The sequence below is a fragment of the Mycobacterium sp. 050128 genome (assembly GCF_036409155.1).
Lineage (GTDB): Bacteria > Actinomycetota > Actinomycetes > Mycobacteriales > Mycobacteriaceae > Mycobacterium.
This window is the reverse complement of sequence record NZ_JAZGLW010000001.1, coordinates 2,342,056-2,366,939: the sequence shown is the minus strand read 5'-3', so window position 1 is coordinate 2,366,939 and position 24,884 is coordinate 2,342,056. Positions and strand designations below refer to the sequence as shown.

The following is a 24,884-nucleotide window of genomic DNA, read 5'->3' as shown; positions in this document are numbered from 1 at the left end:
CTACGGCTGCCAGGATGGGCTCGCGGTAAGCACTTCGGGACCGTCGGCGGTAATCAGGACCGCTTCCCGCCCGAATACCGCGCCGACTCCTTCTTCCCACACGTAGCCGGTCACGGCCAGCACCATCCCCGGCTCCAATCGTTCCTCGGCCGCGGTCGAGGGCAGGTGCTTGGAGACGACGGGCGGGTCGAACCCCATGCCCAGGCCGCGCGCCACCGGCATCGGCGGCTCGGGCTCCCCGGCGGCCTGGTAGGCGGCCAGCAGTTCACCCGCCCCGGCACCGGGCCGACACGCGGCAATCAGCCTGCCCCACAGGCCTTCCCAGCGCCCGTACAACGCAGCAGCGCCACTGGGCGCATGCTTGCGGTCAGCCGGCCACGTCCGTCCGACCTCGCCGACATAGCCACCGGCCAGCACTCCGGCGGAGAATGCCACCAGATCGCCGTCCTGGATCCGGCCTTGAGCTCGATCCGGACCATCGGCCCGGCGCCACGGGTGCTTGCGCGAAGTCACCCATGCGACATCTTGATTCGACGGCGTACTCACTCCGCCGGCCGCCGAGGCCTCCAGCAGGACGCCGGCCAATGCTTGTTCGCTGACCCCCGGCCGCAACTCCGAGACCGCGGCCGCCAGCGCCGACTCGACGACGGCGACGGACTGGCGCAGCGCGGCAATCTCGGAGGCCGTCTTGATCCGGCGTGCGGCCCGCATCGCCAACTCGCCGTCCACCAGTTGCGCATTAGGGAACGCCGTCGGCAAGAGTTGCGCGAAAACCGGTGATAGCGCATCGGTTCCGACGCGCCGAGCGGTTGCCGCACCCGGGATGCGCTGCAACGCCGCCATCGTGTTCATCGGATTCCACGAGATGCCGTAGAGGTTCTCGTGCGGGATGTCGTCGGGGATGCCCTCGTCCCACGTGCTCAGCAGGTGCACCGCGCCGGTCTCGCGCACCAGCACGCAGCTCGGGCCGAACGGCCGGGTGCCGGCGACCCAGAGTTGCGGTGCGCCGGTTACGTAACGGACGTTGGCTTGCCGGCCGAGGACCAGGACATCGAGATCGTGTGCCGCCATTTGCTCTAGTGCCCGCTGGCGACGGCCCGAGCGCAAGGTGCGCTCGTCGGGCAGGACTTCAGTTGCCATAAGGGTCATAGGGGTAGTTGGTCAAGCGAATCCAGCCTTCCTCGGTAATCACCAGGACCTCCTCGCTGCGGTAGCCGCCGGTGCCGTCTTCCCACACCACGGGCTCCAGGACCAGCACCATCCCGGACTTGAGCACGAAATTCTCGTCGAATTCTTGGCCGAGATCCGTTCCGATCATTGGCATTTCGGCGGCGTTGACGCCGATGCCATGGCCCAGATAGAAATGCGGCAGCCACGGCTTGGTGCCGCCGTTGGCCTTGATCGCGGCCCGCCCCAGATCGGCGGCGGTGGCGCCGGCCTTGGCGACACCCAGCACCGCGCTCATGATCTCGAACCACTTGTCGAACTGCGCCCGCTGACGTGGTGACGGGTCGCGGCCAACGACCCAGGTGCGGCCGAAGTCGGAGCAGTAACCCTGGTAGGTGATGCTGACGTCGGTCCACAGCACATCACCTTCGACCAGCTCTCGCTCGGTGCTCAGCAGAGGCAGCGCCAGGTCGCCGTGCGTGGTCCACACGCCCTCGGCCTTGCTGGGCGGCATCACCTGCCAGATCGGCTCCAGCATGCTGGCGGTGGCCCCCAACTCGAAGGCACGGCGCAAAAAGCTTGCCGACAAATCGATCTGACGGATCCCGGGGGCCAGCCGCTTCTGGACTTCCACCATGGCTTCGTCGGTGATCCGGATCGCGGTGCGCATGCACGACAATTCGTCCGGGGTCTTGACCGACTTGGCCGCGCTGACGATCGCCGCTGCGTCTACCGGAGCGCCGCTGGGGAACAACAGATTCGCGGCACGCGACATCGCGCCCGTGCACTCGTCGACCGCGATCACCGCTCCGGGCGGAATCAGGCCGGCAATCGTCCGCGCGAAATCGGCGACGCCTTCCTCGAATTCGAGGTAAACCGGCCCGTGCAAGTGATCGGCGGGCAGGTCGGATTCGTGCGATGCTCCCTCGCGGAACGGCAGGAACAGGTGCGGCCATTCGTCGCCGGCGACAACCACGGCCACCGGTCGCTCGACATAGGACAGGCCGGCGTCGCCGAGTGGCCAGCTGGCGCCGGTAGCGTAGACCACCGCATTGTTGCCCAGCAGGATCATCGCGTCCACGCCACGTTCGGCCATCGCCGACCGCAGCCGGGCCCCGGTCTCGCGACGCAGGCGAAGAAGGTCGGGTGTTTCGGGAATCACCAGTCCGTTACCGGTGCTGGTGCCCAGTTGCGCGAATGTCGTCACTACAGGTCCAAGAACTTCGTAATGTTGTCGCTGACGATCTTCTTCGCGTTCGTCGGACCGACCGCGTCGACAACCGCTTTCAGCGACTTCTCGGAATAGCCGTAGGTACTCTCGTTGTGCGGGTAGTCACTGGACCACATCACCTTGTCCACACCGATCTGGTCGATCAACTGCAGGCCCAGGGGGTCGACCATGAACGATGCGCTCATGTGCGTGTCCCAGTAGTAGCGCACGTCATGCTCCAGCGGCCGGTTCAACATGTGCTGGTAGGACCCCATCAGGTGCTCGGCATCTTGCAAAGCCCAAGGCACCCAAGAAATTCCACCTTCGAACCAGCCGATCCGCAGCCCGGGGTGCTCATCGAGAATCCCGGTGAAGAGGTATTTGGCGAACTGCTCACGGAAGCCGTCGATGTTGATCATCATGCCGACCACCACACTGTTGAACTGGCACGGGGTTTTCGGCGGGGTCTCGCCGATGTGGTGTGTCACGGGCAGGCCGGCGGCTTCGATCTCGTCCCAGACCGGCTTCATCGCGTCGCAGCCGTAGTCGATGATGTTGCCGTCATCGTCCTTGCCCGGGTTCAGCGGCAGCAAGAAGGTCTTGAGCCCCAACGACTTCAATTCGGCCAGCGTTCGCTTGGCGCCTTCGGGCTCCCACCAGTTGATCAGGCCCGCACCGTAGAAGTGGCCGTTGGAACGCTCCTGCAACTCGGCGATGTACTCGTTGTAGATGCGGAAGGCCAGTTCGCGAAGTTTCTTGTCCGGGTAGTGGAAGAGCGCCAAGATCGCGTTGGGGAACGCAAGCTCCTTCTCGACGCCGTCCTCGCGCAGCTCCTGGATCCGCGCCTCGATGTTGGTGCTCGCGGCGCCGGGCAGGTCGTCGTACTGCATCAGCACGGCGCTGAAGTCGCCTGGCAGGAACGACTGCCCCTTGCGCCCGACTTGGTAAGCGCCGTCCTCGTACCAGATCCGGGGCGCCTTGTCCTTCAGGTCATCCGGGAAGCGGTCGAAGAAGATGTCGTCGGCCAGCGAAATGTGGTTGTCGGCCGAGAAGACGACGGTCCCCTCGGGAAGCCCCACGTCGCTGCCCACGGCGTGGCCACGCCGATCCTTGGGAGCGCCGTAGCCTCCGGGTGGGTAAAGCGAGGCGGCGGTTGTCGGCGTTGACATTATTGACCCTCCATTCGGATCTGCTTTGGAAAAGTGATCATCTCGGGCTGCTGCTCAATGGATTTCGTTTACCAGGTAACCGGGAGTTCGTAGACGCCGTAGGCGAGCCGGTCGTGCTTGAACGGGATCTCTTCGAACGGCACGGCCAGTTTCATGGTCGGGATGCGACGGAAGAGGGTCTGGAACACGATCTGCAGTTCCGCCCGCGCGAGCTGCTGACCCACGCACTGATGGCGGCCGTAACCGAAGGCGACGTTGCGGTCGGCCCCGGCGCGGTGCACGTAGAGCCGATCGGGCTCGGGGAAAACGTCGGGATCCCAGTTCGCAGGTGCTAAGTCGATGATGATGCCGTCGCCGGCGCGGATCGTCTCCCCAGCGATGTGGATGTCTTCCAACGCAACCCGGCGCTGTCCGTTTTGGATGATGCTCAGGTAACGCAGCAGCTCCTCCACCGCGCTGGCAAGCACCTTCGGGTCTTCGGCGTCGCGGACCACGGCGAGCTGACTGGGATTCTCAAGCAGCGCAAGCACTCCGAGCCCGATCATGTTGGCGGTCGTCTCGTGCCCGGCGATCAATAATCCGGTTCCGAGCTGCGCGGCTTCTTTGATGCTGAGCTCGCCGGCCTTGACGCGTTCGGCCAGATCGGAAATCGCGTCTGGCGCCGTTTCCGAGGCGGGGTTCTCCATTTTGGTTTCGACCAGCGCAGCCAGGTACTTGTGCAGGCTCATCGCACCCTTGGCGGTATCGGCACCGGTGGCATAGCGCGCCAGCCCCATCGAGGCGTGTTCCTGGAACATCTCGGCGTCCTCGTAGGGCACGCCGAGCATCTGGCTGATCACCAGGGACGGGACCGGAAGTGCAATGGCGGCAACGATATCCGCGGGCTGCGGACCGGCCAGCATGGTGTCGATGTGGTCGTCGGTGATCTGCTGGATCGTGGGCCGCAGGCCTTCCACGCGCCGGAAGGTGAACGGTTTCGACAGCATCCGCCGATAGCGGGTGTGCTCGTCGCCGTCGGCGGTGAACACCGAGCGGGGCCGCTTGTGCACGGTCGAGAGCATGCCTTCGTTCCAGTGCGGGAAACCGGGCACCCGGTCGTCAACACTGACCCGGGAATCGGAGAACAGCTCGCGCACCTGCTCATAACCCGTGATGAGCCACGGGGTGCTGCCGTCCCAGATGCGGACCCGCGACAACGGTCGCTCTTGGGCCAGAGCCATGACGTCCGGGGGTGGCGCGAACGGGCAGCCCTCGTTGCGGGCCATCGGGTAGTCGGGAATCTCGTGGGGCGCCCCGGCCCCAGAAATCCCAGTGCTCGTCAGTGCGTCTGACATGTCATTCCTCGATGTAGATTGCCTGGGCTGGGCACGCCGAGGCTGCCTGGCGGGCCCCTTCGGTCTGCTCGGCGGACGGGTGCTCGTTGAGCAGGATGACCACACCGTCTTCTTCGCGCTGGTCGAACACCTCGGGTGCATTCATCACGCAGTTGCCCGAGGATGCGCAGATATTCTGGTCGACAGTAACTTTCATAGCTTGCTCTTCATTCGTACGGAGTGACCGGCGCCAACCACAGGCCCACGATCGCGTCGATGAGGCCGAATGCGGCTGCGCGCCAGGAGGACTGAGCCATCGCATTGCCTGCGGCGAGCGCGCGTTCACGATCGGCGCAGGTGTGCATCAACAGGTTTCGGGCCATGATGTTGCGTTCGAAATGCACATCGGCCGGCAGGTTGGGCAAGCAGCGGTTGAAACCGTCGACCACCTCGACGAGCGACGCCGAGCTGAGCGCGCCCTTGACCACGATGTTGTAGTAGGCCGGATCGGTCATGGCTTGCGCCGCGAATCGCGCGTACCAGGTCGGGTTGCCGAGGTCCTCGAGGTGGTCGGTGAGTGGGCATACCAGGCACGCCACCCAGGCGCGCAACTCGCCCGAGTTGCCCGACGCCAGCAGGTCGGCCACCATCTGCTCGCGCAGTTCCTCGACGGGTCCGCGGTGCTTCTCCTCGATGGCACGCACCAGGTCGGCCTTGGTACCGAAGTGGTAGCCCACCGCGGCATTGTTGCCCTGCCCCGCGGCCTCGCTGACCTGTCGGTTCGACACCGCGAACATGCCGTGCTCGGCATAGAGCCGCTCGGCCGCCACCAGGATCGCCTCCTGGGTGGAGCTGGCCCGATCGGTGCGAACGGCCCTACCTGCCGCGGTCATTGGCCCAGTCAACCGCGCCGAATGGTTTAAGTCAAGCGCTTGATTTAAATTGGTTCGCGCCTTCACCGAGTCCCTCAGCGTGAGGCCGCGGTCACGCTGGGCGCCGAACGTGACCGCACTGTCGCGCTCGGGCCGAGACCTCATCCCTCGCGCCTCTTGGACGGGATCACCTTGCCGGCCGAGGTGCCCCCGTCCACCGGAAGCACTGTTCCGGTGACATAGAGCGAACGGTCACCCGCGAAATACAACGCGGCCTGGGCAACGTCGTCGGTCGTTCCCTCGCGCTTGAGCGGCCGGTCGTCTCGCATCCCCTGGCGGATCTTCGCCTCGAACTGGGCCAGTTGCTCCGGGTCCATCCCGGCCGCCGACTTCCCCAGGATCGGTGTGGGAATGCTGCCCGGCGCGATCGCGTTGACGCGAATCTCGTAGCGCGCCAGTTCAATTGCCGCAGACTTGGTGAATTGAATGACTGCCGCTTTCGACGCTCGATAGATCATCACCCCGCCACCGGCCTGGATTCCGCCGATCGACGTGAGGTTGATGATCGACCCGCCGCCACTCTCGGACATGTGCCGGGCGGCATCTCGGGTACCGGCCATCACGCCGAGGACGTTCACCCCCATGATCCGGTGGAAGTCCGACAGGTCGTCGTCGAGCAATCGCCGCAAGGGGCTGGACACCGCCGCGTTGTTCACCATGACGTGCAGCCCGCCAAATTTCTCGACGGTGGTCGCGACCAGCGCCTGCACCTGCTCGGGATCCGAGACGTCGGTCCGGCTGAACAGCGCGTCGGCGCCCAGGGTGGCGGCCAGTTGCTCGCCCACCTCGGCCTCGACGTCCGCGATGACGACCCGGGCACCCTCGGCCAGAAACCGTTCCGCGATGCCGCGACCGATGCCCGACGCCCCGCCGGTAACGATGGCGACCTTGCCATCCAATTCGTTGACCACACGGAGAGTTAATCGGCGCGCGGCGCTTTAAGTCAAGCACTTGATTTAAGGGTGCGATCCTAGACGCCGATCCTTGACGGCAAACAGCAAACTTTGACTTCGTCGCGCCGGCGCTGGCTAATGTTTGGCGCATGAGCGAGCGGATGACATTCGGACTGCGGCGTCGATGAATCCCGATACCTTCTGCACCTCCGATCAATGGAGCATGATCGCGTCGTCCGCATCGACGTCGCAGCTCGCCGGTGTGCTCGGCGGATTCCTCATCACCGCAATCGCTTTGCTGTTCGACCGCAGCAGCCGCGAAGGCGTGCACACCTTGGCGCTGTTCGCGTCGGCGGTGCTGATCCTGATGCTCGACAGCTTTCTGTTCAGCCTGATCAGCGGTACTCACCCGCCGGACAACGGTGACCGGCAGGCCATCTGCGCGATCGCGTGGACGCAGGGCAATCTGGCGACCGGCATGCTCGCGGCGGGCACCACCGGACTGTTCGCCGGGTTGGGCTGGATGCTGGCCAGTCACGCGGTGAACAAGGTGCCCGCCGACGATCCGGCGGACATCCGCGCCTACTGTTTCCTCGCCGACCTCGGCGGGTGGCTGACCTTCGGCGCCGCGATGGCGACGACGTTGATCATGAGCGAGACCAGCATCGACTACCTGCATTTCGTGCTGGGCCACCCGCCCGCGCTCTGGCTGACCGGGACGATCGTGACGTTCTGCGCGCTGGTCATCCTGCTGGATTTCGCAGTGGTCTATCTCCGCACCAAGGCACTCAACCGCTCGCTGGCCAACACCGCCGAGCCAACCCAGTTAGCGTTGCGGTCGATCAAGGTCGCCACGGTGGGAACGCTTTTCCTCGCGGTCGCCGGTTCATGGCTCGCCGTCAGCCTGGCACGCCTTCCGACCGGCTGGCTGACGACCCCCAACCACGCGTTCGTCATATTCGTCTTCGTGCTCGCGCTGATCGTGCCGACGATCATCTCCACCGCGGCCTGCTATTCGGTCGCGAGCACCGACGACAGACCCGGCCGGCGCATGGCCAGCGGCCGGTAGGGGTTCCGGGTGGGCAGCGCACGAGCCATGCTGAGTGCGGCAGTTCATCGGAAAACTGGAAGGACGTACTCATGAAGGTTCTGGTCGTCGGTGGCAGCGGGCTGATCGGATCGCAGGTTGTCGCGATGCTCACCGGACTAGGCCACGAAGCTGTCCCGGCCTCGCCGCGCTCGGGTGTCAATGCCATCACCGGCGAAGGTGTCGCCGAGGCCGTCGCCGGGGTCCACACGGTCGTTGATGTCTCCAATTCCCCCTCCTGGGCCGACGACGACGTGCTGGAGTTCTTCACCACCTCCACCCGCAACCTCCTCGAGGCCGAGCGGGCCGCCGGAGTGCAGCACCACGTCGCGCTCTCGATCGTGGGTGCCGACCGGCTGCCCGACAGTGGCTACATGCGGGCCAAGGTCGCGCAGGAGAAGGTGATCGAGGACTCGGGATTCCCCAACACGATCGTGCGGGCCACTCAGTTCTTCGAATTTGTTGGGGGCATTGCGGATTCGCTGGCCGACGGCGACACGATTCGCGCGCCGCATGGAGCGTTCCAGCCCATCGCCTCCGCGGACGTCGCCACGGCCGTCACCCGCGCGGCGATCGACGATCCGGCCGGGCTGATCAACATCGCCGGCCCCGACAAGCGAGGCATGGACGACTTCATCCGGACCTGGTTTGCCGCAACCGGCGACGCGCGCGAGGTGGTGACCGACCTACAGGCGCGCTACTACGGTGCCCTGCTCGACGACCGCGGCATCGTCCCCATCGACGGAGAGCAAGTCACCATCTACCCCACCGCGTTCAGCGACTGGGCGGCTTCCCGGCAGCAAGCCGGCTGATAGCGGCCGAATTTCTTCGGCAATGGTTGCGTTCTGGCTAACTCCCTAGCACGGTATAACTCGCCGGGCCCGTGCCGACCGACGACAAGGAGCGATACATGCCGCTGCTACCCACGAGTGGGGTTACCTCCGACGGGGCGCGGCTGACCCGGCGCGGCTTCATGGCGGCCAGTATCGCGGGTGGATTGACGCTGGCGGCCTGCGGTCATTCCGAGTCCCAGGGCCTCAGCAGTGCCGACAAGATGGCGGCCGCGATCGCTGCCGCCGAGGCGGCGCGGCCGCACAGCGGGCGCACGGTGAACGTCGGCTTGACACCGCAGCTGACCCAGATCGATTTGGGCGGACCGGTAATGCGGACGCTGGCCTTCGGCGACACGATCCCCGGCCCGCTGATCCGGGCCAGGGTCGGCGACGAGCTCGTGGTCAAGGTCTCGAACAAACTCGACCACATGACATCGGTGCATTGGCACGGTATCGCGTTGCGCAACAACATGGATGGAGCGGAGCCGGCCACCCCGAACATCGAAGCCGGCCAGGAATTCACCTACCAGTTCTCCGTACCGAACTCGGGCACCTACTGGGCACATCCGCACACCGGCCTCGACGAAGACACCGGACTGTACCTGCCGGTCATCATCGATGACCCCACCGAGGGCAACTACGACGTCGAATGGGTTGTCATCCTTGACGACTGGACCGACGGCGTGGGAAAGAGCCCGCAACAGCTCTACGAGGAACTCACGAACCCGAACAAGCCCAGCATGTCCAACGTACCGGCCGCACCCTCGACCAGCCCGACGACCTCGACCACGTCGACGACCCCTAGCACCTCGACCAGCGAGACCACTTCGACCAGCCCGACGTCGTCGACCACCCCGACGAGCCCATCCACGTCGGCGGCGGCAATGCCGAATGCCAGGGTCGGAAACAGCGACCTGCTTGGCGGCGACGCCGGAGACATCGCCTATCCCTACTATCTGATCAACGGGCGAATTCCCGCGGCTCCCACCACCTTCAATGCCAAGCCGGGCCAGCGGATCCGGATCCGCTTCATCAACACCGGCTCCGACACGACCTTCCGCGTCGCGCTGGCCGGCCACCCCATGACGGTCACCCACACCGATGGCTACGCCGTCGTGCCCAGACAGGTCGACGCCCTGCTGATCGGGATGGCCGAACGGTACGACGTGATCGTGACCGCCGCCGACGGAGTCTTCCCACTGGTCGCAATGGCCGAGGGCAAGGGAGCGCTGGCGCGGGCGCTGCTGTCCACCGGCAAGGGCAGCCCGCCCGATCCACAGTTCCAACCGGCCGAACTCAACCGACGCGTGGGAACCATCGAGATGTTCACCGCGGCAACGCCGGTCATGTTGGGCTGGCCCGAACCCGGACTCAACCTTCCCGTCGTTCTGGGCGGCAACATGGTCCAGTACGACTGGACGATCAACGGCGAGCCCTACAGCAAGACCAATCCGCTGCACGTTCAGCAGGGCCAGCGGCCCACCATCACGTTCGACAACCCGACGATGATGTATCACCCAATCCACCTGCACGGGCACACATTCCAGCTGATCAACCCCGACGGGTCGCTGGGTGCCCGCAAGGACACCGTGATGGTGCTGCCCAAGCAGAAGATCCTGGCCGTTCTGGTGGCCGACAATCCCGGCGTGTGGCAGATGCACTGCCACAACACCTATCACCAGGTCGCCGGGATGATGACCCGGCTGGAATACGTCTTCTAGGAAGCCAGGAATTCCAGCAGCGAGTCGTTGACCGTTGCCGGTTGCTCGATCTGCGGGCAATGGCCGGCGCCGTCGACCACCGTCGAGCGGGCGCCGTCGATCTGCTCGGCGATCTCGGCGGCCCAGCCCCGCGGCAAGAGCTTGTCCTCTCCCCCTTCGACCACCAGCGTCGGCACGCCGATGCGCTCGTAGGCTCGCGTGGTCGACGGGGTCGGGGGCCGCGACGAACCGGGACGGCGGAATCGGGCCGCGGCCACAGCTTCCCACGCCCCCGGCGCGGTGCTCGATTCGTAGCGGCGGCCCACGTATTCCTCGTCGGCCGGATAGCCGGGATCGTGGAACAGGGCTTCGACGATGCGGCGCATCGCCTCCAGGCTCGCGTCGTACTCCTGCAGCGCCTCAAAGTGCTTGTTCTGCTGGATTTCTCCGCCGCCGCAGATGATCGTCAGGCTACGGACCGGCAGCCGCGGCGCCTCGGACGTGGTGTCGTTGAGCAGGTTGATCGCGCCCATCGAGTTGCCGACGAAATGCGCCGAGTCGATGCCGAGGAGCTCGCAGAAGCGGGCCACATGCCGTATCCGCATCCCCCGGCCGTCCACGAAGTCGATCACCTTCGCCGAGTTTCCATACCCCAGCATGTCCGGGGCCAGCACCCGGTAGTGCGCGGCCAGCGCGGAAACGTTGCGTTCCCAGCCGAGTTCGGCGCTGGCGCCGAACTCGCCACCGTGCAGCAGCACCACCGGATCGCCTTCGCCGGCCTCCAGGTACCCGGTGCTAAGGCCGTCGACCAGCATGGTCTTACGCGCAAAGTCCATCACTTGATCGCAATCGGGTTGACGGGAGAGCCGACCGCACCGACCACCCGCAGCGGCGGAGCGACGAGCTGGAACTCGTAGACGCCGTCGGCGGCGCAGTCTTCGGCCAGCGCGGTGAGATCCCAGTATTCGCCGAAGATCATGCCCATGTCGCGCAGGCAGAGCAGATGCAGGGGGAAGGTGACGCCGTCGATTCCAGACACCAGGTCTTCGACCTGAAGGTTATCGGCGGCCACGGCCGCGATCTCGTGATCGTGCAGCCACTGGGCACATCGCCAGTCCAGTCCGGAATAGCCTTCGGTCTTGTTCCCGGTCATCAGAAACCTTGTCCACCAGCCGGTCCGGATCAGCACGATGTCGCCCCGCCCGATGGTCACGCCCTGGGCGCGGACCACGTCGTCGAGTTCTTCCGGCGAGATCGGGTTTCCGGCTTCGAGGAACACCTCCGCACCCCGATGGCGGACCAAGTCCAGTAGCACACCGCGCGACGTGATGCCCTTGACGTCAACCTTGTCGATGCCGCAGTGGTAGGCGCCCATACTGGTCACCGAGTCTGCCGGGAAGCCGTTGTAGAGGTAATCGTCGTAGTAGACGTGGGACAGCGCATCCCATTGGCTTGCCGCCTGCAGCGGCATGATGATCATGTCGTCGTTGAAGCGGAACGGGTTATCGGCCGTCATGTAGCTACTGAGCTGCAGTGCCAACGGGTTACGCGGCCAGCTCGCCCCGTACTTGGCCAGCGTATTCACATCGCCGCCGTCGACGGTCATGATGTGCACCGGGTTGTGCCGAAACTCGAAGGCGCCCTGCGGACCGGAGGCGCCGAAGTCGACGCCGAGCGCAAACACCTTGCCATGCTTGACCAGACCGGCGGCCTGCGCGACCTTGTCCGCGGTGATGAAGTTCAGCGTGCCGAGTTCGTCGGCGTCTCCCCAACGTCCCCAGTTGGAGACATCCCTTGCCACCCGCCGGAAATCAGTCAAGTCGGCTCGGCTCATCTGGAGGGGCTCCTTCCTCGAGTTCACGAGCGATCGCCGCACCCACGTTTCCACCGTCGACCCAGATGATCTGTCCCGTGATGTAGCTGGCCGCCTCACTATTCAAGAAGAGCAGCACCGCTGCCTGCTCGGCGGGGTCGGAAACGCGCCCCAGCGGCTTGGGAATGTCGTCGAGGAAACCCTGCCCGTATGCCGTCCGCAGCTGATCGAGTATCGGAGTCTCGGTGACCCCGGGGCCGGAGCAATTGATACGGATGCCTTTGGCGCCCAACGGCGTAGCGCTACGCATCGTGTAGAAGATGATGGCTTCCTTGGACAGTTGGTAACCGTTGCCCACCTCATCGGGATTCGCGGCGCACCACTCGATGCCCTCTTGCATCGTCGCGGTATTCAGTAATGGCGCCACCGCCGCCGCGTGTTCCCGATAGGCGGCGGCCGCGAGCGAGGACACGCAGACGATCGACGACCCCGCGGCCATTCTCGGGACCAGGGCCTCGGTGACCTGGCGGGTGCCCAGGAAGTTGATCGTGGCAACCAGTGACGGGTCGCCGATCCCGGAGGAGACACCGGCGACGTTGAACAGCGTGTCGACCCGCCCGCCGATGGACGCGACCGCGCCATCGATCGATTCCGGGTCGGCGAGGTCGACCTCATGAAACTCGTTGAGCTCGACCGACGGTCGCCGCTTGTCCAACCCGACGATCTCGGCCCCGAGTTCGGTGAGCTGGCGCACCACCTGTTCGCCGATGCCCGACGCACATCCGGTCACCACCGCACGGCGGCCTTGATAGCCGAGGTAACGCCACAACCCGTCGATCTCGCCCACGGCTCGATTATCTTCCGGCGCTACTTGTTTTTCTGCTCTTCCTTCGCGCGCTGTGCCGCCTGCACCCGGCCCTCGTTGATCTCGGCCATGGCCTCAGGGATCTCGCTGGCGGTGAACTTGTCGCGCCCGGTGGGCAGGCCGCCGAACGCGTAGGTTTCGTCGAACAACGGGGCGGTCGACTTCGGCCGCCTCGCCTCGACCTTCTCGATAACCGGTGCCAACCGCTTGGCCTTGGCCGCCACCGCCTTCTCGTCACGTTCGATGAACTCGGGCAGTACCTCTTTGCCCATCAGCTCAATGGATTCCATGGTGCCTTCGTGGCTGCGCGGGTTGAGCAGCAGGATGATCTCGTCGACGCCGCTCTCCTCGTAGCCACGCAGGAATTCGCGCACGGTGTCCGGGGATCCGATCGCGCCGCGGCCGGGTCCGTAGGCCAGCGTCGGGTCCTTTTCGACCTCTTCGAGGTAGCGCTTCCACACTCCGGTGCGGCCCGGGCTGTGCATTCCGGTCAGGTAGTAGTGCATGATTCCGAACGAGAAGAATCCACCGCCCTGCCCCAGTCGTTGCAGCGCCTCTTCCTCGGTCTTGGCGACCATCATCGACAAGTCGCCGCCGATGGCCAGGATGTTCGGGTTGATCTGCGGCGTGATGGGCACGCCGTTCTCCTCGAATTCCTTGTAGTAGCCCTTGACCCGGTCGGTCAGCGGCCCCGGCCCCGTGTAGGCGAAACTCAGTGCCCCAATGCACTTTTGGGCAGCCATCTGCACACTAGCCGGCCGGGTGCAGGCGACCCAGACAGGCGGGTGCGGCTTTTGCAGCGGTTTGGGGATCACGTTGCGAGGCGGCATCTGGATTTGCTCACCCTTGAAACCCGTGAACGGCTCTTCGATCATGCATCGGATCGCGACCTCGAGGGACTCCTCCCACTGCGCGCGCTTGTCGGCGGGGTCGACATCGAATCCGCCGAGTTCACCGACCGAGGAACCTTCCCCCGTGCCGAACTCGACACGCCCGTTGGAGAGCAGGTCGATGGTGGCGACGCGTTCGGCCACCCGCGCGGGGTGATTGACCGCGGGCAGCAGGTGCATGATGCCGAACCCGAGCCGGATGTTCTTGGTTCGCTGGCTGGCCGCGGCCAGGAAGATCTCCGGCGCGGTGGAGTGACAGTACTCCTCGAGGAAGTGGTGCTCGGTCAGCCAGACGGTGGAGAACCCCGCCTTGTCGGCGGCCTCCACCTCGTCCAGGCAGTCCTGTAACAGGACATGTTCGTCATCGGGCGCCCACGGACGGGGCAGAGCGAACTCGTAGAACAGTGAAATTTTCATTGTTACCTCCTCAAGAGACTAGGCCTGGCTGGCAAGGTGTTTCGCGGCGACAAAGCCGAACGTCATGGCGGGACCGATGGTCGCCCCGGCTCCCGCATAGCTGCGGCCCATCACCGCCGCGGAGGTGTTACCCACCGCGTAGAGCCCGGGCACGATGGCGCCGTCGGGTCGCAGCACTCGGGCGTATTCGTCGGTCAGCAGGCCGCCCGAAGTTCCGAGATCGCCGAGCACGATGCGGAACGCATAGTAGGGCGGATCACCCAACGGATACAGATTGGGGTTAGGCAGGGTCGGATCGCCGTAGTAGTTGTCGTAGACGCTGTCTCCTCGGTTGAAATCGTCATCGTGGCCGTTGCGCGCAAGATCGTTGAAACGAGCTGCAGTGGAACGTAATTGGGCTGCCGGGACACCGATTTTGGTCGCCATTTCTTCCCAGGTGGTCGCCGACTTGACCACACCCGAATCCAGCCAGGCCTTCGGAATCTTGCGACCGGTGGGCACCGGAGCGCCGGGAATTTTCGGTAGCGGCAGGTGACCACCGACGACGTAGCGATTCCACGATCGGTGATCGGTGATCAGCCAGCACGGGATGTGGGTGACACCGGACTTCTGCCCATCGATCATCGCGTGACCGAAGTCCATGTACGGGGCCGCCTCGTTGATGAAGCGCTTACCTTCGCCGTTGACAATGAACTGCGACGGCATCATCCGCTCGTTGAGCATGAATTGCATTCGGCCGTCCGGCCATTGGATGGCCGGGAACCACCACGCCTCGTCGAGCAGGTCGGTTGCGGCGCCCACCTTTTCGCCCGCGCGAATACCGTCGCCCATCGCGACGGGGTTACCGAAGCTCCAGTCCTGGGACCCGATGCTCTCCAAGACCGGCAGCTGCTCCTTGCGCCAGGCAAGGTCGTGATCGAAACCCCCGGACGCCAGGATGACGCCGCGACGCGCACCGATCCGCTGCTTGACACCGTCACGCTCGATCACCGCGCCGGTCACCGATCCGTGGACGTTGGTGAGCAACTCGGTCATCGGTGCGTCCAGCCACAGCGGAATACCGCTGTCCCGCATCGCCAACCGCAACCGCGCGACCAGCGACTGGCCGATCGCGGCCATCCGCTCGTTGAAGGCTCTCGCCTTGAACATCCGCCAGAGGAGCTTCAACAGCACGCCCTTGCCGGCCCACGTCTGCCTGATCCGGTAGAAGGTCCGAAGGTCTTTGGGACCCAGCCAGATTCCCCGGGGAGCAAGTGCCAGCGGCTTGAGCATCAGTTGCTCGTCGGCGCCCAGTTTCCGCAGGTCGATCGCCGGCACGTTGATGGTGCTGCCCAGCTCCGAGGCGCCCGGCAGTTCCGGGTAGTAGTCGGCATAGTCGGGCTTCCAGACGAATTCGAACCACCCGGAAAGCCCTTCGAGGAACTCCAGCATTTTCGGCGCCGACTCGACGTACTGCCGGATACGCGCCTCGCTGACCAATCCCTCGGTGATCCTGAGCAGGTATTCGACCACGCCTTCGGGATCCGGACAGTAGCCCTCCCGGCGTTGCGCGGGTGCACCGGGAACCCAGATCCCGCCACCCGACAATGCGGTGGAACCGCCGAAATACGATGCCTTTTCGATCACCAATGCGTCGAGGCCGGATGCGCGCGCGGTCAGCGCGGCGGCCATACCGCCACCACCGGAGCCGACGATCAGCACATCGACAACGTGGTCGAAGCCGTTCATATCCGGACTCGTCATGCCGGTGTCGCCGTTCTGATCGCGAAACCGGCGATCAGTTCTTCGGCCGGTTTGTAGTAGCGCAACGCCGTCGCATACGGGCCCGCGGTCTCCAGCGCGCCGAAAGCCGCTATCCAGGTGCGGACTTCGTGTGCGGACGTGCCGCCCTCGTAGAGCACGAAGGCGTTCGACCAGAGGCTGAACTCTTCGAGCCGGCCCGCGTCGATGATCTCCAGGAAGCGTTGGTCCCATGCCGGATTCAGCGGTTGCAGATCACTCTCGCCGCCGGCGAAGGCCTTGGCCGCCTCGATGACGGCGACCTGCCTGGCTTGCCGCTGCTCGGGCGTCATCGGCCGGCCCTGCACGATGCGCTCCAGCACCGGTTCCGGTGCCGTCGCCAGCGTCGGTACCGGCGGACTATGAGAAAGCCCGCCGGACCCGATCACCAAGACCCGCTTGTCCAACGTGGCGAGATAGTTGCCGACGGCCGCGCCCAGCGCGCGGCACCGATGCAACGGTCCCAGCGGCACCGCGACCGCATTGACGAAGATGGGTATCACGGGACGCGACAGGGCGTCGCCCAAGAGTTTCTCGAGCGGCTGGACGGTCCCGTGATCCACGTCCATGCTGGCCGATACCGCCACGTCGATGCCTGCCTCAAGCACGGCCTCCGCGCACTGCGAGGCCAGATCGGTCGGGACGTCGAGCGGACCGGCGTGTGTGCCGTAGTCACCGACTCCGTTGGCGTTCAAGCCGATACAGAATGGCGGCATCGCCTTGTAGAAGAATCCGTTGTAGTGATCCGGCGAAAAGATGACGACGAGTTCGGGATCGTAGTCGCGCACGAATTCGGAAGCCTGCGCGATGGCGCCTTCGACGTCGTCAAGCAGGTCCCGCGACGGCCCCGGAAGATTCAGGAGCGGGCTGTGGGACATACAGCACAGAGCCATTGCCACTGTCGACATCACCCCCTCCCGGGATGAGTGTGAGGGCATCGAGCAGCGACGCGCTGAGATCGGGAGAGAGCTGGGCGATGCAAGCACCCGCGATGCAGCGATCGGGACGCAAGAACACCACCGATTCGGAGTGCACGTCGAACCAGGACTTGAGCCCCCCGGTCCGGTCGCCCACGACGACGACATCCGGGTCGTCGTGCCCGGGCCAGTGCAGCTGAGTTTGCGGCCGCAGCGCAACGAAGCGGGCGCCCAACGCTTTCCACTTCGCGAACGCCTCGTCCCCGAGAATCTTGCGCGGGTTGTTGTTCCAGCACAACACCGCGAACCACGGACCCAGTACGTCGTCCAGCAAGACGTCCTGCTGAGTCCGGGTATCGACCCGCGGCTGAATGAACAGCGTGCCGACCGGCGATTGCGCGCCGTGCGGGGCTTTGGGATTCACCGAGTGTACGACGGCCCCGTGCTCGTACCGTGGCATCGGCTTGAACCGCATCTCGAGCACATACCGCTTGAGCGTCGGCACAATTGACGCCGAACGCACCAGCAGGTCGCGCGCGGTGGCGACGCGACGGTTGGTAGGCGAGATGACCCGGCCCACCATCGTGGAAAGGTCGATCATGGCCCGCGCGTGCTTGCGGCGCTCCATGTCATAGGTGTCGAGCAATTTGTCGTCGGCGCGGCCGTTGACCACCGCGGCCAGCTTCCAGCCCAGGTTGGCTGCATCCCGGATGCCGCTGTTGTAGCCCTGTCCCTGCCACACCGGCATCAGGTGCGCGGCGTCGCCGGCCAGCAGCAGCCGGCCGCTGCGGAACGCCCCGGCGATGCGCGAGTGGTGGGTGTACACGCGGCGACGGATCACGTCGACCCGGTCGGGCCGCGGCACCATCCGAGCCAGCATCTGCTCCAGAAACGCCGGATCCTCGGCCTGCTCGTCGGTCTCGTCGGCGTGAATCATAAACTCGAAGCGGCGAATTCCGTGCGCGATCGAAATCGAGGCGTACGGGCGTTCGGGATCGGCACCCACCTCACTGTTCGGGTGACCCAACGGATCGTTGGCGATGTCGACCACCAGCCAGCGTGTCGACGACGTCGTCCCGTCGAACGACACCCCCATCATCCGGCGGGTCATGCTGCGGCCGCCGTCGCAGCCCACGACGAAGCGGGCCCGCACCGTGGCATCCTCGCCCTCGCCGCCGAGCTCAACCGTCACGCCGTCGCCGGCTTCCCGGCAGCCCGTCATCGGCCGGCTCCAGCGCACCTCGACGCAGTCGAATCTGTCCAGCCCGGCTAGCAATTCGGCGTCGACGAGCGGCTGGACGAACCCGTTGCGCTTCGGCCAACCGAAACGCGCGTCCGGCGGCGCCATTTCGGCGAGCACCCTGCGATTGCCGTCGAAAAAACGCAGGATCTGGTTCGGCACCGTGTGCGGCAGCACCCGATCGACCAGGCCGATCGACTGAAAGGTGCGCAACGACTCGTCGTCCAGGCCGACGCCGCGGGGGTAGTCGATCAGCGTGTCGCGCTCGTCGACCAACAGGGTTCGGACACCTTGCAGGCCAAGGATATTGGCCAAGGTCAACCCGACCGGGCCCGCACCGACGACGACTACGTCGACATTGTGGCCAGGTGTCTGCTGCCCGTCGGTTGCCATCAGCGTCCCAGCAGGAAATCGAGATGCAACTGGTTGAAGGTCTTGGCGTCCTCGTACTGCGGCCAATGACCACAGCCGGGCATCACCTCGAACCGCGCGCCCGGGATCATCGACGCCATGCGGCGCCCCTCGGTCACGTCGGCGGTGGGGTCGTCACTGGTCCATAGCACCAGCGTCGGCGCGATGATCGATCCGTATTCGGCCGGGCCGAGAATGTTGCGCGCGCGAATCTCTGGGTCCTGCAACGCCATGATGTCGCTCATCGCGGAGACGAATCCCGGTTGGCGATACACGCGTTGGCGGCTGGCAACCAGATCGTCGTAATCCTTGGACTTGTCGGCCATCAGCCATTTGATGCGCGCTTGCACCGTCTCCCAGGTCGGGTTCTCGGCGGCCGCCATCGACAGCGTGATGATCCGTTGCATCACAACCGGATCGGCCTGGGAACCGCCGGCGGTGTTAAGGACCAGTCGCTCAACCACATCCGGATGATCGACCGCGGCACGGGCGGCCACCCAGCCGCCGAGCGATTCGCCGCTGATGTGGGCGCGGTCCGCCCCGATGGTGCGCAGCACGGCCATCAGGTGCTCGACGTAATGGCTGACCTCCAGCGGGTGACCCGGCTTGTCCGTGTACCCGTGGCCGAGCATGTCGATCGACCAGGTCCAGAAATGCTCGGCGTGGGCGGCAAGGTTGCGCACGTAAGCCTCGGCGTGGCCGCCGGATCCGTGCAGCAGCATCAGTACCGGCTTGCCGGGATCACCGGCACGCAAGTAACGGGTCTGCACGCCCCCGGCGTCGAGATAGCCCTGCTCAAATGCGACGCCCTGGAGATCGCTCCAGATGCTCTCGAACTCGGCCACGGTTCCTCTCCGCTACTACTGGTGGAAATCTGGTTCTCGTTTTAGACTTACCTCGTGTGCGAATATCGCACACTGGCGTGCGTTATATATTAGAGCTTCGCTCTCGCATGGAGGTATGTCAAGGCTGTGACGGGTTCGGGTGCCGGCTCACAAACGCTGGCGAGGGGAATCACCGCGCTACAAATGGTGGCGGATTCGCCGACCGGACTGACCGTCCAGCAGCTCGCTGACCAGGTCGGGGTGCACCGGACCATCGCCTATCGCCTGCTGTCGACACTGTCCCAATTTCGCTTGGTGGCCAAGGGCGAAGACGGTCGATACCGGCCGGCCGCCGGCCTCGCGGTGCTCGGTGCCGCGTTCGACCGCAATGTGCGCCAGCTGAGTCTGCCGACGCTGCGGGCCCTGGCCGACGAGCTGGGCACCACCGTGTCCTTACTCGTCGCCGAGGGCGATCAACAGGTGGCGGTCGCGGTGATCGTGCCGAGCCACGTCGCCTACCAACTGTCCTTCCACGAGGGCAGCCGGTATCCGCTGGACCGCGGCGCGGCCGGAATCGCCTTGCTGGCAAGCCTGCCCCCGCGCCCGGGCGAACGCGAATTGGTGTCGCGGGCACGCGAGCGCGGCTGGGTGACGACCTATGGCGAGATCGAACCGAATACGTACGGCCTGGCCGTGGCCGTCCACCGTCCGGCGCCGTCCCCACCGACGTGCATCAACCTCATCTCCCATCGGGAGGACGTCGTGATGCGTGGCAGGGAAGCGGTCGTCAAAGCCGCCAAGCAGTTGTCCGAGCTGCTGAGCTGAAGGGATTGCAGTTGATGTCTTGGGATTCCGAAGCCGATGTCGTCGTGCTCGGCACGGGCGGGGCCGGGCTCACCGCCGCGCTGTCGGCAGTGACCGCCGGCGCCTCCGTCGAGGTGTTCGAGAAGGCCCCGACCGTTGGCGGGACCACCGCGGTGTCTGGCGGCATCATCTGGATCCCCGCACATAACCGTTCTCCCGACGGCGAATTGACGGAAGCCGACGCGTTGCGGTACCTGCGTGCGCAGTCCCTCGGACAGATGGATGATGCCCTGGTCGAAACGTTCGTGCGTACCGGTCCGACGATGCTGGAATTCGTGGAGGAGCACAGCGCCCTGCGATTCGACATCGCCGCCGGTTTCCCCGATTACCGGCCGGAGCTGCCCGGCGGGCAGCCGGCCGGCGGCCGGTCTCTGAGTGCGGGGCCCTTCGACCTGAACCAGATCGGCGAGTGGGGTAACCGGATCACCTCGTTTCCCGCCGACTGGTCCAACGTCGGTATCGACGCCGAAACGCGAGCACGCCTGCACGTGCAGATCGAGGAAGGCAGCGATCTGTGCGTCGCCGGCACCGCGCTGATCGCGGGGTTACTCAAGGGATTACTCGATGCCGGCGTGACGCCGCACACCAACGCTCGCGCCGAGGAACTCATCGCCGAGGGCGGAGAAATAACCGGCGTGCGAATTGCCCTGGCCGGGAAGCGGATCAACGTGCGCGCGCGCCGCGGAGTCGTCCTCGGTGTCGGCGGCTTCGAGTGGGACCCCGGCTTGGTGCAGGCATTCCTGCGCGGCCCGATGCACGGCCCGGTCTCGCCGCCGAACAACACCGGCGACGGGCTGCGGATGGCGATGGCGCATGGCGCCGATCTGGCCAACATGGGCGAGGCATGGTGGGTCCCGATCGTGCAGATCCCCGGCGACACCATCGAAGGCAAGCAGCGCAGCCGCAGCGTGCGACTGGAGCGGACGCGGCCGAGAAGCATCATCGTCAACCAGGCCGGGCACCGATTCGTCAACGAGGCATGCGATTACAACTCGATGGCCGGTGCGTTCCAGTACCTGGATCCCCGCGGCGGGTACACCAATGATCGCGGCTGGATCGTGTTCGACTCAGTTCACCTGCAGCGCTACGGATTTCTGGGTGTCGCTCCCGGTGAGCCGGTGCCGGACTGGTTCTGCGAGTCCGCGGACCTGACCGAACTGGGCGCCAAGACCGGTATCGACGCCGAGGGTCTGATCCGCACGATCGATGAGTGGAACCGCCATGTCGCCGAGGGGGCGGATCCGGACTTCGGCCGCGGTTCCAGTGCGTACGACGGCTATTGGGGTGACGACAGTGCCACCACGGCTGCCGGGAAGACACTCGGACCGATCGACACCGCGCCCTATTACGCCGTCCCGGTCTCGATCGGCGCGATGGGCACCAAGGGCGGGCCGCGTACCGACCACGACGGCCGCGTGCTGCACGTCAACGGGGAACCGATCCCGGGCCTGTTCGCCGCGGGCAACGCGATGGCCGGTGCGACCGGCCGTGCCTACGGCGGCGCCGGTGGAACCATCGGTCCGGCAATGGTTTTCGGCTACCGCGCGGGTTACGCCGCCGCCACCGGAAAGTCCGTCGACCTGAAGTAGGAGTTCAGCCCTTCAGCGGCACTTCCACGCAGATGTGGGTGCCCACCGGGGCGTCGAGGATCGCAAAGATGCCACCGGCCGCGTCCACCCGGGTCCGGTGCGACTCCAATCCGATGTGGCCCTCGCCGAGGCGGCGCGCCATGGTCTCTGCGTCGAAGCCCACCCCATCGTCGGTCACGTCCAACACACATTTGCCGTCGGTGACCCCGAGCGTGACCGATGCGCGCCGAGCCTTCGAGTGGTGCACGACATTGGACAGCAGTTCGCGCACGGCCCCGAAGACGATCCGGTCGATCTCGTCGCGGACCGGGTAATCGATATCGGTACTGACCTCGATGCCCGACCGTCGCTGGGTGTAGGCGGCCAACTCCTGCACCGCGGCACCCAGCCCGGCCTGCTCCAGAACCGCCGGATGCAACTCAAAAGTGGCCTGCCGCAAGCTCTGCGAGGCGACCTGAAGACCGGAGAGCGCGCGCTCGACACGTTCATCGCCGGGATAGGCGGCCCTGAGTTCGACAACCTCCTGCCGCACGGCCAGCACATCTTGCAGCGCTCCGTCGTGAATGGATTCCGAAATGCGGCGCTGTAGCACGTCGGACGCGGTCATCGTCTGAGCCAGTAGTTCCTCCCGCAACGCGCTCAGCCCTGCGATCGCACGGGTATGCCGCTCCTCCATGCGCACAGCCAGGTAGGCCGTGCCGCAAAGGCAGCCGTAAAGCGCGAACCGGAACAAGCACTCGGCAAGTCCGAATTCGTCTTGCATGAACGGATCTTCCAGCACCGCAACGAGAAATCCCGCCATCGAGCAGGCCAGTACCACCGCCGCCCGGCGCGACGAGACATCGAGGCCTATGAAGATGGGTAGCAGCATCATGATCAGCAATGGATCGATGCGGTCTGTGGACAAAACCTGAAAGACCGTCAGTGTTACGACGTCAACGATGGTGAACGCGAATGGCTCGAGTCGGCCGATCCCGACCAAGCGCCCCCTCCCGAGCCATTGAAAGGGAGAAAACGCCCGTGCCAAGGCACCCAGTGCGATCACTGCGTACGCAACGATCAATACGGTTTGTTGTGGCCACTCATGCCGCGGAGTGCCGATGATCATGGCGGCGACCATCAGCCCCACCACGCCGATCCGAATCACCGACGCAATCCGATACGAGCGCAGCTGGTGAATCCTGCGTACCCGGTGCAACTCTGCGTCGCTGGTATCCGCCACGCGAACACAGTACTCATCGGTGCGCGCCCCTCCGGGGCTAAGCGGCAAAACCCGCATCAGGTTGTCCGCGGCGGCAATCTGCGCTGGTGCGGCAAACCGCTACACTGACCGCCATGGCCGGCGCAGCAACGCCCGAGAAGGTCAGCGTCGTTGTCGGCGATGATCACCCGCTCTTCCGGGAAGGGGTGGTGCGCGCACTCGCGCTCAGCGGTGAGGTGAACGTCGTCGGCGAGGCGGATGACGGCACGCGAGCGCTGGAACTGATCAAGGAGCATCGGCCCGACGTCGCGTTGCTCGACTTCCGGATGCCCGGCATGGACGGCGCCCAAGTGGCCGCGGCGGTGCGAAGCAACGACTTGCCCACCCGCGTGCTGCTGTTGTCCGCCCATGACGAGGCGGCCATCGTGTATCAAGCGCTGCAGCAGGGCGCGGCGGGCTTTCTGCTGAAGGACTCGACGCGCTCCGAGATCGTCAAAGCCGTGCTCGATTGCGCGAACGGAAACGACGTGGTGGCCCCCTCTCTTGCCGGAGGACTTGCCGCGCAGATTCGGCAGCGAGCCGAGCCGTCGGCTCCTGTGCTGTCCGCTCGCGAGCGCGAGGTGCTCAATCGGATTGCGCGCGGTCAAAGCATCCCCGCGATCGCCGGCGAACTGTTCGTGGCGCCGTCCACCGTCAAGACCCATGTGCAGCGGCTATACGAGAAGCTCGGGGTCAGCGACCGGGCGGCCGCCGTCGCCGAGGCGATGCGGCAAGGTCTGCTCAACTAGCGGCCGGCCAAACTTCGGGCTCCCGAATCGGCTGGGGCTGCTCTTCGGCCAACATCGCCTTCGCGTGGGCCTCGGCCTCGGCGACCAGGTGGCGAGCCCGGCGCTCCAGCTCGTAGAGGTGGCCGGCGCTGATGCCGGCGCCGATCAGGCGCTGCCTTTCGAAGACCAGTGGGTCGACCGAGGAGACACCGTTCGTACGCTGGGTCATCGCCTGAACCAGAACGGGACCGCCGCCCTCACCCGCGCGTCGCACGGCCTCGGCGACCGAGTCACGCACCGCGTCAACGTCGTTGCCGTCGACAGAGAGCACCGGGATGCCGTGGCACTCGGCGGCGTAGTTGTCCTGACTTGCGTTCTCGACGACGAACACCACCGGAAGCTGCCAGGACACCGCGATGTGGGCGGCCTCGGCGAAGTCCACGGACTTCACGTCACGAGTTTCCATGGCGCACACCGTGACCCGGCCGTCGTCGAGCAATTGCTTGCCGTAAGCATGTCCCACGGCCAGCAGCGGCGACTGCTGCAAAGCGCTTTGAGTTGCCGACAACCCACGAACCGACGCGACGAACGCGGCGTCCTCGTCACCGTCCGGACCGAAGCCCGGTCCGGTCAACGCGGCGATGGCCGGACCCAGCGGCAGCGCGCACGCGACCTGCTGAGCGTGCTGCAGATGAATGATGCCGGTGGTCATGACGTCGCCCGGGCGAAGTGCCGCGGCGGTTCCGATGGCAACCGCCTCCTGGCCGAAGGCGGCCTGGACCGGCTGGTTGAGGCGACCGTCGATGCGCAACTCCTCCACCGCCATGTCGAGCAGGCGCAGGACCCACATTTGGCGGTACAGCTCCACCTGGTCACGCAACCGGGCCGGTGACAGTTCGGGTGTGCGAGTCATCTTGCGGGTCTCCTTAACTCGTCGTGGATACAAGAGTTAAGTTAGGCCGCTCTAGCTCGGTAAACCTCCGCTGATCGGGCCGGAATCCGG

General features: G+C 65.5%; 23 protein-coding genes. 6 read left to right on the top strand and 17 right to left on the bottom strand.

Annotated elements, in window-relative coordinates; genetic code table 11:
- The 7 genes from SKC41_RS11385 to SKC41_RS11355 form a co-directional block, all read right to left on the bottom strand.
- Positions 1 to 1,140: a M24 family metallopeptidase gene (locus SKC41_RS11385; protein WP_330977725.1), complete on the bottom strand. Its 1,140-nt coding sequence runs from the start codon at positions 1,138 to 1,140 to the stop codon at positions 1 to 3.
- A complete protein-coding gene (locus SKC41_RS11380) occupies positions 1,130 to 2,374 on the bottom strand; it encodes a M24 family metallopeptidase (protein WP_330977724.1) in 1,245 nt (414 codons plus the stop codon). Before SKC41_RS11380 ends, SKC41_RS11385 begins: the two co-directional genes overlap by 11 nt.
- Positions 2,374 to 3,546, bottom strand: coding sequence for an amidohydrolase family protein (locus SKC41_RS11375; protein WP_330977723.1), 1,173 nt, complete (start codon positions 3,544 to 3,546; stop codon positions 2,374 to 2,376). Before SKC41_RS11375 ends, SKC41_RS11380 begins: the two co-directional genes overlap by 1 nt.
- Positions 3,547 to 3,614: 68 nt before the next feature.
- Positions 3,615 to 4,880: a cytochrome P450 gene (locus SKC41_RS11370; RefSeq protein WP_330977722.1), complete on the bottom strand. Its 1,266-nt coding sequence runs from the start codon at positions 4,878 to 4,880 to the stop codon at positions 3,615 to 3,617.
- 1 nt (position 4,881) lies between these two features.
- On the bottom strand, positions 4,882 to 5,076 hold the full coding sequence (locus SKC41_RS11365) for a ferredoxin (RefSeq protein ID WP_330977721.1): 195 nt from the start codon (positions 5,074 to 5,076) through the stop codon (positions 4,882 to 4,884).
- 10 nt (positions 5,077 to 5,086) lie between these two features.
- Positions 5,087 to 5,752: a TetR/AcrR family transcriptional regulator gene (locus tag SKC41_RS11360; RefSeq protein WP_330977720.1), complete on the bottom strand. Its 666-nt coding sequence runs from the start codon at positions 5,750 to 5,752 to the stop codon at positions 5,087 to 5,089.
- Between the two features lie 140 nt (positions 5,753 to 5,892).
- Positions 5,893 to 6,702, bottom strand: coding sequence for an SDR family NAD(P)-dependent oxidoreductase (locus SKC41_RS11355; protein WP_330977719.1), 810 nt, complete (start codon positions 6,700 to 6,702; stop codon positions 5,893 to 5,895).
- Between the two features lie 166 nt (positions 6,703 to 6,868).
- Here SKC41_RS11355 and SKC41_RS11350 point away from each other — a divergent pair, with 166 nt between their 5' ends.
- The 3 genes from SKC41_RS11350 to SKC41_RS11340 all read left to right on the top strand — a co-directional run bounded on the left by SKC41_RS11350 (position 6,869) and on the right by SKC41_RS11340 (position 10,325).
- A complete protein-coding gene (locus SKC41_RS11350) occupies positions 6,869 to 7,753 on the top strand; it encodes a hypothetical protein (RefSeq protein WP_330977718.1) in 885 nt (294 codons plus the stop codon).
- 71 nt (positions 7,754 to 7,824) lie between these two features.
- Complete coding sequence (locus SKC41_RS11345; protein ID WP_330977717.1) at positions 7,825 to 8,583, top strand: SDR family oxidoreductase; 759 nt, start codon at positions 7,825 to 7,827, stop codon at positions 8,581 to 8,583.
- Positions 8,584 to 8,681: 98 nt separating this feature from the next.
- Positions 8,682 to 10,325, top strand: coding sequence for a multicopper oxidase family protein (locus SKC41_RS11340; protein WP_330977716.1), 1,644 nt, complete (start codon positions 8,682 to 8,684; stop codon positions 10,323 to 10,325).
- On the opposite strand, the gene SKC41_RS11335 is transcribed toward SKC41_RS11340, so the two are convergent.
- Genes SKC41_RS11335 through SKC41_RS11300 form a run of 8 tightly spaced genes read right to left on the bottom strand, consistent with a single transcriptional unit; the run spans position 10,322 to position 19,481 of the window.
- Positions 10,322 to 11,140: an alpha/beta fold hydrolase gene (locus tag SKC41_RS11335; protein WP_330977715.1), complete on the bottom strand. Its 819-nt coding sequence runs from the start codon at positions 11,138 to 11,140 to the stop codon at positions 10,322 to 10,324. The two genes, SKC41_RS11340 and SKC41_RS11335, sit on opposite strands and share 4 nt — an antisense overlap.
- Complete coding sequence (locus tag SKC41_RS11330) at positions 11,140 to 12,138, bottom strand: cyclase family protein (protein ID WP_330977714.1); 999 nt, start codon at positions 12,136 to 12,138, stop codon at positions 11,140 to 11,142. Before SKC41_RS11330 ends, SKC41_RS11335 begins: the two co-directional genes overlap by 1 nt.
- Positions 12,116 to 12,964 (bottom strand): coniferyl-alcohol dehydrogenase, encoded by an 849-nt coding sequence (locus SKC41_RS11325; RefSeq protein WP_330977713.1) that lies wholly within the window; start codon positions 12,962 to 12,964, stop codon positions 12,116 to 12,118. The genes SKC41_RS11330 and SKC41_RS11325 overlap by 23 nt, the downstream gene beginning before the upstream one ends.
- 20 nt (positions 12,965 to 12,984) lie before the next feature.
- Complete coding sequence (locus SKC41_RS11320) at positions 12,985 to 14,289, bottom strand: LLM class flavin-dependent oxidoreductase (RefSeq protein ID WP_330977712.1); 1,305 nt, start codon at positions 14,287 to 14,289, stop codon at positions 12,985 to 12,987.
- Positions 14,290 to 14,307: 18 nt separating this feature from the next.
- Complete coding sequence (locus tag SKC41_RS11315; RefSeq protein ID WP_330978842.1) at positions 14,308 to 16,017, bottom strand: FAD-binding protein; 1,710 nt, start codon at positions 16,015 to 16,017, stop codon at positions 14,308 to 14,310.
- 11 nt (positions 16,018 to 16,028) lie between these two features.
- Positions 16,029 to 16,946, bottom strand: coding sequence for a 3-carboxyethylcatechol 2,3-dioxygenase (locus tag SKC41_RS11310; protein WP_330977711.1), 918 nt, complete (start codon positions 16,944 to 16,946; stop codon positions 16,029 to 16,031).
- Complete coding sequence (locus tag SKC41_RS11305) at positions 16,894 to 18,618, bottom strand: bifunctional 3-(3-hydroxy-phenyl)propionate/3-hydroxycinnamic acid hydroxylase (protein ID WP_330977710.1); 1,725 nt, start codon at positions 18,616 to 18,618, stop codon at positions 16,894 to 16,896. Before SKC41_RS11305 ends, SKC41_RS11310 begins: the two co-directional genes overlap by 53 nt.
- A complete protein-coding gene (locus tag SKC41_RS11300) occupies positions 18,618 to 19,481 on the bottom strand; it encodes an alpha/beta fold hydrolase (RefSeq protein WP_330977709.1) in 864 nt (287 codons plus the stop codon). The genes SKC41_RS11305 and SKC41_RS11300 overlap by 1 nt, the downstream gene beginning before the upstream one ends.
- A gap of 126 nt (positions 19,482 to 19,607) precedes the next feature.
- On the opposite strand from SKC41_RS11300, the gene SKC41_RS11295 reads away from it, so the two are divergent.
- Both SKC41_RS11295 and SKC41_RS11290 read left to right on the top strand, forming a co-directional pair.
- Positions 19,608 to 20,285, top strand: a complete 678-nt coding sequence (locus SKC41_RS11295) for an IclR family transcriptional regulator (RefSeq protein WP_330977708.1) — start codon at positions 19,608 to 19,610, stop codon at positions 20,283 to 20,285.
- A gap of 14 nt (positions 20,286 to 20,299) precedes the next feature.
- Positions 20,300 to 21,913, top strand: coding sequence for an FAD-dependent oxidoreductase (locus SKC41_RS11290; protein ID WP_330977707.1), 1,614 nt, complete (start codon positions 20,300 to 20,302; stop codon positions 21,911 to 21,913).
- Positions 21,914 to 21,917: 4 nt separating this feature from the next.
- On the opposite strand, the gene SKC41_RS11285 is transcribed toward SKC41_RS11290, so the two are convergent.
- Entirely contained in the window at positions 21,918 to 23,135 is a 1,218-nt protein-coding gene (locus tag SKC41_RS11285; protein ID WP_330977706.1) for a sensor histidine kinase, read from the bottom strand.
- A gap of 113 nt (positions 23,136 to 23,248) precedes the next feature.
- Between SKC41_RS11285 and SKC41_RS11280 the strand changes: the two genes are divergently transcribed.
- Entirely contained in the window at positions 23,249 to 23,902 is a 654-nt protein-coding gene (locus SKC41_RS11280) for a response regulator transcription factor (RefSeq protein ID WP_330977705.1), read from the top strand.
- Here the strand turns inward: SKC41_RS11280 and SKC41_RS11275 are convergent.
- Positions 23,895 to 24,794 carry a thiamine pyrophosphate-dependent enzyme gene (locus tag SKC41_RS11275; RefSeq protein WP_330977704.1) on the bottom strand — a complete coding sequence of 300 codons (900 nt, stop codon included), beginning with the start codon at positions 24,792 to 24,794 and terminating at the stop codon, positions 23,895 to 23,897. The genes SKC41_RS11280 and SKC41_RS11275 overlap by 8 nt on opposite strands.
- Between the last annotated feature and the right edge of the window lie 90 nt (positions 24,795 to 24,884).